Source organism: Brachybacterium sp. HMSC06H03, assembly GCF_001807385.1.
GTDB classification, from domain to species: Bacteria; Actinomycetota; Actinomycetes; order Actinomycetales; family Dermabacteraceae; genus Brachybacterium; species Brachybacterium conglomeratum.
Genome location: NZ_KV788962.1, coordinates 1 through 9664 on the forward strand (window position 1 = coordinate 1; position 9664 = coordinate 9664).

At 73.7% G+C, this 9664-nt stretch carries 9 protein-coding genes and 1 pseudogene; 2 read left to right on the plus strand and 8 right to left on the minus strand.

The window, feature by feature from the left end; translation table 11 throughout:
* From HMPREF3159_RS17600 to dnaB, 5 genes are all read right to left on the minus strand, one after another.
* A partial coding sequence (locus HMPREF3159_RS17600) for a nucleotidyltransferase family protein (protein WP_371441718.1) occupies positions 1-310 on the minus strand: 310 nt, incomplete at its 3' end.
* Between the two features lie 124 nt (positions 311-434).
* Positions 435-2507 carry a xanthine dehydrogenase family protein molybdopterin-binding subunit gene (locus HMPREF3159_RS16250; RefSeq protein ID WP_070502246.1) on the minus strand — a complete coding sequence of 691 codons (2073 nt, stop codon included), beginning with the start codon at positions 2505-2507 and terminating at the stop codon, positions 435-437.
* Positions 2500-3531: an FAD binding domain-containing protein gene (locus HMPREF3159_RS16255; protein ID WP_070502247.1), complete on the minus strand. Its 1032-nt coding sequence runs from the start codon at positions 3529-3531 to the stop codon at positions 2500-2502. The genes HMPREF3159_RS16250 and HMPREF3159_RS16255 overlap by 8 nt, the downstream gene beginning before the upstream one ends.
* Complete coding sequence (locus HMPREF3159_RS16260) at positions 3528-4067, minus strand: (2Fe-2S)-binding protein (protein WP_070502248.1); 540 nt, start codon at positions 4065-4067, stop codon at positions 3528-3530. Before HMPREF3159_RS16260 ends, HMPREF3159_RS16255 begins: the two co-directional genes overlap by 4 nt.
* A 337-nt stretch (positions 4068-4404) precedes the next feature.
* Positions 4405-5781 (minus strand): replicative DNA helicase, encoded by a 1377-nt coding sequence (gene dnaB / locus HMPREF3159_RS16265; protein ID WP_010550821.1) that lies wholly within the window; start codon positions 5779-5781, stop codon positions 4405-4407.
* Positions 5782-6086: 305 nt separating this feature from the next.
* On the opposite strand from dnaB, the gene HMPREF3159_RS16270 reads away from it, so the two are divergent.
* Positions 6087-6551, plus strand: coding sequence for a DoxX family protein (locus tag HMPREF3159_RS16270; protein ID WP_070502249.1), 465 nt, complete (start codon positions 6087-6089; stop codon positions 6549-6551).
* 99 nt (positions 6552-6650) lie between these two features.
* Here the strand turns inward: HMPREF3159_RS16270 and HMPREF3159_RS16275 are convergent, their stop codons facing one another.
* The gene (locus HMPREF3159_RS16275; RefSeq protein WP_070502250.1) at positions 6651-7160 is read right to left on the minus strand and encodes a mycothiol transferase; all 510 of its coding nucleotides are present in this window, start codon (positions 7158-7160) and stop codon (positions 6651-6653) included.
* A gap of 331 nt (positions 7161-7491) precedes the next feature.
* Positions 7492-7830 carry a GNAT family N-acetyltransferase gene (locus HMPREF3159_RS16280; protein WP_070502251.1) on the minus strand — a complete coding sequence of 113 codons (339 nt, stop codon included), beginning with the start codon at positions 7828-7830 and terminating at the stop codon, positions 7492-7494.
* 122 nt (positions 7831-7952) lie between these two features.
* Between HMPREF3159_RS16280 and HMPREF3159_RS16285 the strand changes: the two genes are divergently transcribed.
* Positions 7953-9443 (plus strand): pyridoxal phosphate-dependent decarboxylase family protein, encoded by a 1491-nt coding sequence (locus HMPREF3159_RS16285; protein WP_083305998.1) that lies wholly within the window; start codon positions 7953-7955, stop codon positions 9441-9443.
* A gap of 4 nt (positions 9444-9447) precedes the next feature.
* Here HMPREF3159_RS16285 and HMPREF3159_RS16290 read toward each other — a convergent pair.
* Positions 9448-9664 (minus strand): annotated as a pseudogene (locus HMPREF3159_RS16290) (hypothetical protein); the annotation flags it as partial.

Genomic DNA, 9664 nt, shown 5'->3' on the forward strand with positions numbered 1-9664 from the left:
CGGAGGCCTCGCGGTGGGCGGCGGCGGTGATCCCGCCGCGGCGGTGGGCGGCCAGTACCCGGGCCACCTCCGCCGCGCACGTCCCGGGGCGGTCCACCGGCGTGACCAGCACGTCGCGGCCCGCGCCGATCGCGGCCAGGCCGGTGCGCAGGGAGGTCCCCATCCCCTCGCGCCAGCGCGGGTTCTGCTCCGTGCGCGCCCACGGCAACCCGTCCACGGCGGAGCCCACCCGCTCGGCGCCCGCGCCGGTGACGACCACGACCTCGGCGCAGCCGCCCTCGCGAAGGGCGCGGGCGACGTGCTCGACCAGGGGGCGCCGCGCTGGAGCAGCAGCGCTTTGGGGCCGCGGCCCAGGCGCCGTCCGGCGCCCGCGGCGAGGATCAGGCCGACGGGAGGCGCGGCCGCCTGCCGGGGGCCGTCGAGTGACGCGGCGCTCACCGTGCTAGGAGGTCGCTGCCGAACACGGGCAGGTCCCGCACCCTCACTCCGGTGGCGTGGTGGACGGCGTTGGCGATCGCCGCGGCGGCGCCGACGATGCCGATCTCGCCGATGCCGCGCGCGCCGAGCGGCCCGGCCTGGGGATCCTCCTCGTCCAGCCAATGCGCCTCGAGGGAGCGGATGTCCGCGTTGACGGGCACGTGGTACTCGGCGAGGTCGTGGTTGACGACGTGTCCGAAGCGGGGGTCGAGCTCACCCTTCTCGTGCAACGCCATCCCCACCCCCATGGTCATCCCGCCGAGGAGCTGCGAACGGGCAGTGCGGGGGTTGATGATCCGCCCGACGGAGAACACCCCGAGCATGCGGTCCAGACGGATCTCACCGGTCTCCTCCTGGACGCGGACCTGGGCGAACTGGGCGCCGTAGGAGTGCATGGCGAACTGCTTCTCGGCAGGGTTCTCCGCGGCCTCCCCGATCGTCTCGACGCCGTCGGCCGGGGCGGTGCCGTGCTCGCGCCGGAAAGCGTCCGCGGCGGCCAGCACGGCCGCGCTCCAGCTGGCGAGCCCGGTGGAGCCGCCGGCGACGGTCGCGTTCGGCAGCGCGGTGTCGCCGATCCGCAGCGCGATGCGGTCCGGGTCGACCTCGAGGGCGTCGGCGGCGACCTGGGTGAGAGCGGTCCAGGTGCCGGTGCCGAGGTCGGCGGCGCCGATGCCCACCTCGTAGACCCCCGCCTCGTGACGGATCCGGGCCTTCGAGCCGGGCTGCCGGGATGCGGGGTAGGTCGCCGAGGCGACGCCGGTGCCGATCAGCCACCCGCCCTCCCGGCGTGCGCGGGGCCGCGGGTCGCGGTCGGCCCAGCCGAAGCGGGCGGCGCCCTCGTGCAGGCAGTCGATCAGCCGGCGTCGGTTGAAGGGCATCCCTGTGTCGGGGTCATGCTCCGGCTCGTTGCGCACCCGCAGCTCGATCGGGTCGAGCCCGCAGGTCTCGGCGAGCTCGTCCATCATGATCTCCGGGCCCACCATCCCCGGTGCCTCGCCGGGGGCGCGCATCCAGGAGGGGACGGCGATGTCCAGCGGGAGCACGCGCGGGGTGATGCGACGGTGCTCGCCGGCGTACATCTGCCGGGAGGGTTTGATCGCCACCTCGGGGAACTCCTTGGTGTGCGAGGAGCTGGAGACCGCCTCGAGCCCGAAGGCGGTGATCGTGCCATCGGCCCGGGCCCCGATCCGGAGGTGCTGGGAGGTGGCGGGCCGGTAGCCGGTCAGCGCGAACATGTGCTGGCGGGTGACGGCATGCTTCACCGCGCGGCCGGGCACGGCGTGCGCGGCCAGCGCCGTGAGCATCATGTCCGCATGGGGCAGGCCCTTGGAGCCGAAGCCGCCGCCGACGTGCGGGCTGATGATCCGCAGCTGCTCGGGGTCGATGCCCAGCATCGGGGCGAGGGTCTGCCTCGCGGGGTGCACGCCCTGGGTCGAGGTCCACAGCGTGAGCTGCTCGCCGTCCCAGCGGGCGATGGTGGTGTGCGGCTCCATCGGGTTGTTGTGCTCGAGAGGGGTGGAGTACCGCTGGTCCACCACGATCTCCGCGGCGGCGAGCGCGGCCTCGAGGTCACCGGTGTCGATGTCGTCGGCGCCGCCCTCGGGTTCGCGCACTGCGGGGTGGTCGGGGCGGAAGTCGGCGTCGTGCGGTGCGGCCTCGGTGGTGACCACGACGAGGTCGGCGGCCTGGCGGGCCGTCTCCGGGGTCTCGGCGAGGACGGCGCCGAGGTACTGGCCGCGGAAGCCGATCCGGTCGTCCTGGAGGATCGCCAGCTCGCCGTCCTCGGTGTCCGCGAGCCGGAGGGCGTTCTCGTGGGTGATGACGCGCACCACCCCGTCGAGCGCGAGCGCGGCCGTGGCGTCGATCGAGGTGACGCGGCCGAGCGCGATCGTCGAGCACAGCGGGAAGAGATGGAGCGGATCCTCGACCGGGTGCTCGTAGGCGTAGGGGGCGAGGCCGCGCACCTTGTCGGGCCCGTCCAGACGCACCCGCGGGGTGCCGATCGCGGAGGCTCGCAGGAGGTCACTCATCACGGGGATCCTCGTTCTCCTCGCCCAGGCTGGCGAGCTCGGCGAGCACGCTCACCATCACGCCCTGGGCCATCGTCACCTTGAACTCGTTGCCCACGACGGGCCGGGCCTGCTCGAGCTCGGCCGCCGCGGCCCGGCGGAAGCTCTCGCGGGTGGCAGGGGCGCCGGCGAGGAGCTGCTCGGCGCGGCGGGCGCGCCAGGGGGCGTGGGCGACGCCTCCGAGGGCGATCCTCGCGGAGAGGATCGTGGGCTGCGTCGCCTCGACATCGAGCTCGAGCACCGCGGCGACCGAGACCAGGGCGAAGGCGAAGGAGGCGCGGTCGCGGATCTTGCGATACGTGGAACGGGTGCGGGCTGCGCGGCCGGGCGGGGGCAGCTCGACGGCGGTGATCAGGTCGCCGTGCTCGAGGACAGTGTCGCGCTCGGGCTCGTCCCCCGGCAGGCGGTGCAGTGCGGTGAGGGGCAGGCGCTTCTCGCCGTCGCTGCCCAGCACCACCACGGTCGCGTCCAGGGCGGCCAGCGCCACGGCCATGTCGGAAGGGTGAGTGGCGATGCACGCATCGGAGGCACCGAGGATCGCGTGGTAGCGGGTGTAGCCCCCGAGCGCCGAGCAGCCGCTGCCCGGGGCGCGCTTGTTGCAGGGGGTGGTGGGGTCCTGGAAGTAGACGCAGCGAGTGCGCTGCAGCAGGTTCCCGCCGGTGGTGGCGGCGTTGCGCAGCTGGCCCGAGGCGCCGGAGAGGAGGGCGCGGGAGAGCAACGGGTGGTCGCGGCGCACGCGCGGATCGGCGGCGAGATCGCTGTTGCGGACCATGGCGCCGACGCGCAGGCCGCCGTCCGGCAGCTCCTCGATGTCTGCCAGGTCGAGCCGGCCGAGGTCGACCAGCAGATCGGGGGCGGTGATCCCGAGCTTGAGGTGGTCGACGAGGTTGGTGCCGCCGGCGAGGTAGGTCGCGCCGGGCCGTTCGGCGACCGCGGCGACGGCGCCGGCGGGGTCGTCCGCACGTACGTAGTCGAAGGGTCTCATCGGTCCGTCCCCTCGCTCGCGGTGCTCGCCCCGGCCGCCTGCTGGACGGCAGCGACGATGTTGACGTAGGCGCCGCAGCGGCACAGGTTCCCGCTCATCCGCTCGCGGACCTCGTCCTCGGTGAGCTCGATCGGGTGGTCGTGGCCGTGGTCGTCGGTGACCACGCTGGGGTGCCCGTCGGCCGCCTCGCGGAGCACGCCGGTCGCGGAGCAGATCTGCCCGGGGGTGCAGTAGCCGCACTGGAAGGCGTCCTGCTCGAGGAAGGCGGCGTGCAGGGCGGAGAGCTCGCCGTCGGGGGCGAGGCCGTCCGAGGTGAGCACCTCCGCGCCGTCGAGGGACACGGCCAGCAGCAGGCAGGAGTTCAGCCGCCGTCCGTCGACCAGCACGGTGCAGGCACCGCACTGGCCGTGGTCACAGCCCTTCTTCGGGGACATGTTCCCCAGGTGGTCCCGCAGCGCGTCGAGCAGGGTGGTGCGCGGGTCGACGGTCAGGTCGTGCGGCTGACCGTCGATGACGAGGTGCACTGGATGGCCCATCGGGCGCCTCCGGATCAGGTCGGGATTCGACCGTACCGGCCGACCGAGGGCTCGGCAATCGGTTCCGCCGGGCACCGACCGATCGTTCGCCTGCACCGAGGGACACGGTCTCCGCAGTGGCAGGACCGGCGGGGCCGCGTTTGCAGCTCCTCCATCGACCCGCCGCTGTTCACCCGGTACCGTCGGGCGAGCTGCTGGACGGGGCCCGTTCCCCGGAGGCGGCGCTGAGGGACCTGCTGCGGGGGTGAGGGGAGGTCCTCGACGTCGCCGCCCGTGTCGTCCCCGCCGGGTCGGCGCCGCGGTCCCGCCGTCGCTGCGACACCGTCGGCGCCGCGGGTCAGCCGCTGAAGCCGCCGGAGTGCGCCATGTCCTTGAAGCGGGAGTAGTGCCCCTCGAAGGCGACGGGGATCGTCTTGGTCGCGCCGTTTCGGTGCTTGGCCACGATCAGGTCCGCCTCGCCGGCGCGCGCGGACTCCTTCTCGTAGTAGTCCTCGCGGTGGATCAGGAGGATGACGTCGGCGTCCTGCTCGATCGAGCCGGACTCTCGCAGGTCCGACATCATCGGGGTCTTGTCCGTGCGCTGCTCGCTGCCTCGGTTCAGCTGCGAGATCGCGATGACGGGGCAGTCGATCTCCTTGGCCAGCAGCTTCAGGGCTCGGGAGAACTCCGAGACCTCCTGCTGACGGGACTCGACCTTCTTGCCCGAGCTCATCAGCTGCAGGTAGTCGATGACCACGAGCCGCAGGTCGTGCTTCTGCTTCAGGCGGCGGCACTTGGCGCGGATCTCCATCAGCGACATGTTCGCGGAGTCGTCCATGAACAGGGGCGCATCGGCGATCCGGCTCATGGCGCGGGCCATGGACTGCCAGTCCCGGTCGTCCATCGAGCCGTCGCGCATGCGGTTCATCGGCACCTGCGACTCGGCCGAGAGCAGACGCATCGTGATCTCGGTCTTGTCCATCTCCAGGGAGAAGATGACCGAGGTCTGGCCGTTGTGGATCGAGGCGGAGCGCAGCACGTCCATGCCGAGCGTCGTCTTGCCCATGGCGGGGCGGCCCGCGAAGATGATCATCTGCCCGCCGTGGAGGCCCTGGGTGAGCTCGTCGAGCTCGGCGAAGCCGGTGGGCACGCCGGTGACCTGGCCGCCGCGGTTCTGGGTCGCCTCGATCGCGTTGAGGGTCTCGTCGATCACTTCGCCCAGCGGCAGGAAGTCGTCACTCTGGCCGCGCTCGGTGACCGCGTAGATCTGGGCCTGCGCCTCGTTGATGACCTCGTCGACCTCGCCGCCGTCGGCCGCGTAGCCGAGCTGGACGATGCGGGTGCCGGCCTCGACGAGGCGTCGCAGCTGGGCGCGCTCGACCACGATCTCGGCGTAGTAGCCGGCGTTCGCGGCGGTGGGGACCATGTCGATGAGGTCCGCGAGATAGGCGCCGCCGCCCACGCGCTGCAGCTCGCCGCGCTTGGAGAGCTCATCGGAGACGGTGACCAGGTCTGCGGGCTCGCCGCGGCCGTACAGGTCGATGATCGCCTCGTAGATCATCTCGTGCGCGGGGCGGTAGAAGTCGTTGCCGCGCACGGTCTCGACGACGTCGGCGATCGCATCCTTGGACAGCATCATGCCGCCCAGCACGCCGCGCTCGGCGGCGAGGTCCTGGGGCGGGGTGCGCTCCAGCGCGCGGTCGGATCCGGCTTCGAAGGCTTCGGTGGATGTCACCGATCCAGTGTAGGAAGTCCGGCGGACGGGCGGGACGTGATCCTTCCGTCGGTGGAGGACGCCCCGATGGGGAGGAGAGGTCGGGCGGCGGATCGGCCGACGGGCTCGCGGCGCGCTGGCCGCTCCCGGCCGGTCCCCGTCGGCGCCGGTGGGTTCCGGTCACTTCTCAGATCAGCCCTCGCCACAGCGGCCCCGGATCCCGAGAGGGAATGAAGCGCATCCCTCGTCGGTTCACTCAAACCTTGAAGTCAGGGCTGCTCCTCCTCTACGTTCGCGAGGCACTCTCCCCCGACGAAAGGACCCTCATGGCCGCATCGTCCCGCACCGGAACGGCCTCTGACCTCGGCCTGCTCGTGGCCCGCATCCTGCTCGGCGCGATCTTCGCCGCGCACGGCTACCAGAAGCTCGTCACCTTCGGACTCGCCGGAGCGACCGAGAGCTTCCGCGGCATGGGGGTGCCGGCCCCCGAGATCGCCGCTCCCGTCGTCGCGATCGTCGAGCTCGTCGGCGGCATCGCGCTGATCGCCGGCGCCTCCACCGGCATCGTCGGCCTGCTGCTCGCGATCGACATGCTCGTCGCCGCGCTCCTCGTGCACCTCCCCCAGGGCGTCTTCATCGACGCCGGCGGCTGGGAGCTGGTCGGCGCGCTCGGCGCCGGTGCGCTCGCGATCGCCGCGGTCGGGGCGGGGCGCTTCTCGCTCGACGCCCTGCTGCGCGGCCGACGCGGCTCCCGCAGCCGCGCCTCCTCCTCCGCCGCCGCGGCGGCCTGACCCGGGAGGGTCCCGCTCCGGCGCCTCCGGCCGCCATCACCTGTGCCCGGCACGGCCCCTGACGGGGGCGGTGCCGGGCACAGTGCGTTCGGCTCGGGCTCAGCCGCGCTGGGGCATCCCGAGCACGTAGGAGGCCTGGGCGAGGTGCTGGATCGCGTCGTCGACGATGCTCACCAGGCGGGCACCACGGGAGACGGGCGGGTCCCAGGCCTCGTCGACGATGTCGCCGAGGTCGAAGGCGGCGAGCTCGTCGAGGTAGTACTCCAGCGCATCGAGGGAGGCGATGACGTAGTCCAGCAGCGCCTCGCCGTCCTGGACCTCGATCGCGCGGGCCTGCTCGGGGCTGTGGCCGTAGCCGACGGCGGCCCCCTCCGCGCCGAGCCCGAGACGCTCGCCGAAGTCGCCCCTGGCCCACACCTCCTCCTGGCCGGTGAGCGCGGCGACCTGGACGTCGATCTCGCGCCCGGTGTGCCACAGCAGCCAGGCGATCGAGTTGGGGTGCCCGCCGGGGTGGGCGGCGAGCTCCAGGGGGCCCAATCGGCCGCGCAGAGAGTCGGCCACGTGGCGGGGGCGGGAGGCGAGGTCGCGGAGCAGGTCGATGGCGTCCATGGTCCGACGGTACCCGTCGGTGCGCCCCTCGGTCCGCCGGTCGCCGAGGATGGCCTCAGCAGGTGCGGGCTCCGCGCCAGAATCAGGGCCCGGGTCCGGCACATCAGGATGCCTGCGGGCCGGAGGGCCGGCGGCGTGGTCAGGTCACGGCGCATGGCGTGCCACTACGGCTATATAGGCATACAGGTACGCCATACGCCACTACTCGACCAGGGTCCCCCGTGGCGGAGCGAGAGCAGGGCCGGGAGGGGCAGGGCCTAGCGGGAGCCGAGCGGGCGCAGGAGCCTGCTCGGGAAGGCGCGGCGCAGGTGGGGCGCGGCCCGTGCGGTGTTCAGTCCTCGGCGATGACGCCGACGGCCTGATCGGGGTGGCGCTGCAGCCAGCTCTCGAGGAAGGGGCAGATCACCAGCACAGGGAGGGCGGCGGCCCGCGCCTCGGCGAGCACGGTGCGCACGAGCACGGAGGCGACGCCCTCGCCGCGGTGCTCGGGGTCGGTGACGGTGTGGATCAGCTCGATCCGGCGCCGTGTGCGCTCGTAGATCATGATCCCGACGACCTCTCCGCCCCGGACCGCCTCATAGCGTCCGGCCCGGGCGTTGTCCCTCACGGCGATCGTCTCCCCGGGCCCATGCGCGTGCTCCTCGGGGAGGCCGTCGGCTCCGATCGTCATGGCGGGGCCCCTTTCGGCCGGTGTCGCCACGCTACGCCAGGCGGACGTCCCTGTCAGGACCGCGCAGGCGGGTCGCCCCGCCCGGCCCTCCCGTCGGCCGCGCGCGTGCGACCATGCTGGTCGTGACTCCGGACCCCGCACAGACCGCTCCCGTCCCCTCCTCCCCCGCGCCCGGCGCCGGGCGCCTCGCCGAGTCCGCGGAGGACTCCGCCTTCTCCCGCGCCGCGGACGCGCTGCAGCGCCACCGCGAACCCTCGGAGGTCTGGGGCGACGAACGGGAGGCCGTGAGCCTCGCCCTGCGCTGGGCCGCCTCGCACACCACCGTCGCCACCGACCCCAAGACCACCGCCCGCAGCGCCGAGGAGCTGCAGGCCGAGGTGGGCGCGACCATCACCGAGGACGGCATCGGCGCCGCCCGCGCGATGGAGCTGTTCGACGAGGTGCTGCTGCCGGCGACCCGCTCGAGCGAGGACCCGATGAACCTCGCCTACATCCCCGCCGCGCCGACGCGGGCCGCGGTCGCCTTCGACACCGTCGTCTCCGCCGCGAACGTGTTCGGCGGGATCTGGGAGAACGGCGCCGGCGCGATCTTCGCCGAGAACCAGGTGCTGCGCTGGCTCGCGGACCTGCTGGGCTGGCCGGCGGACGCCGCCGGGGTGTTCGTCTCCGGCGGCACGCAGGGGAACCTCTCGGCGCTCGCCACCGCGCGCGACCACGCGCTGCGCGAGCGGGGCCGACGCCCGGGCGGCGGCTGGGCGCTGGCCTGCGCCTCGACCGCCCACTCCTCGGTCGCCTCGGCTGCGCGCCTGCTGGACATGGACGTGGTGAGCGTCCCGGTGGACGACCGCGGCCATCTCACCGGCGCCGCGCTCGAGCCGCTGCTGGAGGCCGATCCGCGGATCTGCGCGGTGGTCGCCTCGGGCGGCACCACGAACGCCGGGATCGTCGACGACCTCGCCTCCGTGGTCGAGACCGCGCACCGCCACGGCGCCTGGGTGCACGTGGACGGCGCCTACGGCGGCGCGGCGCTGGCCTCGCCGAGCGCCCGGGCGCGCTTCGCGGGCATCGAGCAGGCCGACTCCTTCATCGTGGACCCGCACAAGTGGCTTTTCGCCCCCTACGACTGCTGCGCGCTGCTGTACCGGGACCCGCGCCCGGCCGCGGCCGCGCACTCCCAGCACGCCGCCTATCTCGACTCGATCGACCGCGGCGAGTCCAACCCCTCGGACCTCGCCGCCCACCTCTCCCGCCGCACCCGCGGCCTGCCGCTGTGGTACTCGCTGGCCACCCACGGCACCGCCGCCTATGCCGCGGCGGTGGACCGCTGCCTGGACTCCGCCCGCACCGTCGCGGACGCGATCCGTGCGAGCGAGCACCTCGAGCTGCTCATGGAGCCGGAGCTGTCGGTGGTGGTGTTCCGTCGGCCGGGCTGGACGCCTGCCGCCTATCGGCGCTGGTCGCAGCGCCTGGCGAAGGGCGGGACGATGCTGTGCGTGCCCACCGCGTTCCGGGGCGAGATCGCGCTGCGCCTCGCCTTCGTGAATCCGGCGACGGATCCGCGGGCCGTGATCGCGGTGCTCGAGGAGACCATGCGGGAGGCCGACGGGAGCTGAGCGCTCAGGCGCTCTCCTCCCGCTCGTCGCCGTCGCCCTCGGAGTCGCGCCCGGCCCGCACGTCGGCGTCGCCCTCGGCTCCGTGCCCTGCCCCGTGTCCGGCCCGCTCGGCTCCGCCCTCGGCCTCGCGAGCCGCCTCCAGCTCCGTCACGAGCCTCGCGACGCGGGCGGCGTCCTCGTCCCGGCCCAGCGCCTCGTAGGCGGAGCGGGCCCGACGGGCG

Coding starts and splice junctions, on each gene's coding strand:
- HMPREF3159_RS16280 (WP_070502251.1), bottom strand. CDS start 7,830: ATGACGATCGGAGCCGACGGCCTCCCCGAGGAGCACGCGCATGGGCCC.
- HMPREF3159_RS16255 (WP_070502247.1), bottom strand. CDS start 3,531: ATGAGACCCTTCGACTACGTACGTGCGGACGACCCCGCCGGCGCCGTC.
- HMPREF3159_RS16250 (WP_070502246.1), bottom strand. CDS start 2,507: ATGAGTGACCTCCTGCGAGCCTCCGCGATCGGCACCCCGCGGGTGCGT.
- HMPREF3159_RS16260 (WP_070502248.1), bottom strand. CDS start 4,067: ATGGGCCATCCAGTGCACCTCGTCATCGACGGTCAGCCGCACGACCTG.
- HMPREF3159_RS16275 (WP_070502250.1), bottom strand. CDS start 7,160: ATGGACGCCATCGACCTGCTCCGCGACCTCGCCTCCCGCCCCCGCCAC.
- HMPREF3159_RS16270 (WP_070502249.1), top strand. CDS start 6,087: ATGGCCGCATCGTCCCGCACCGGAACGGCCTCTGACCTCGGCCTGCTC.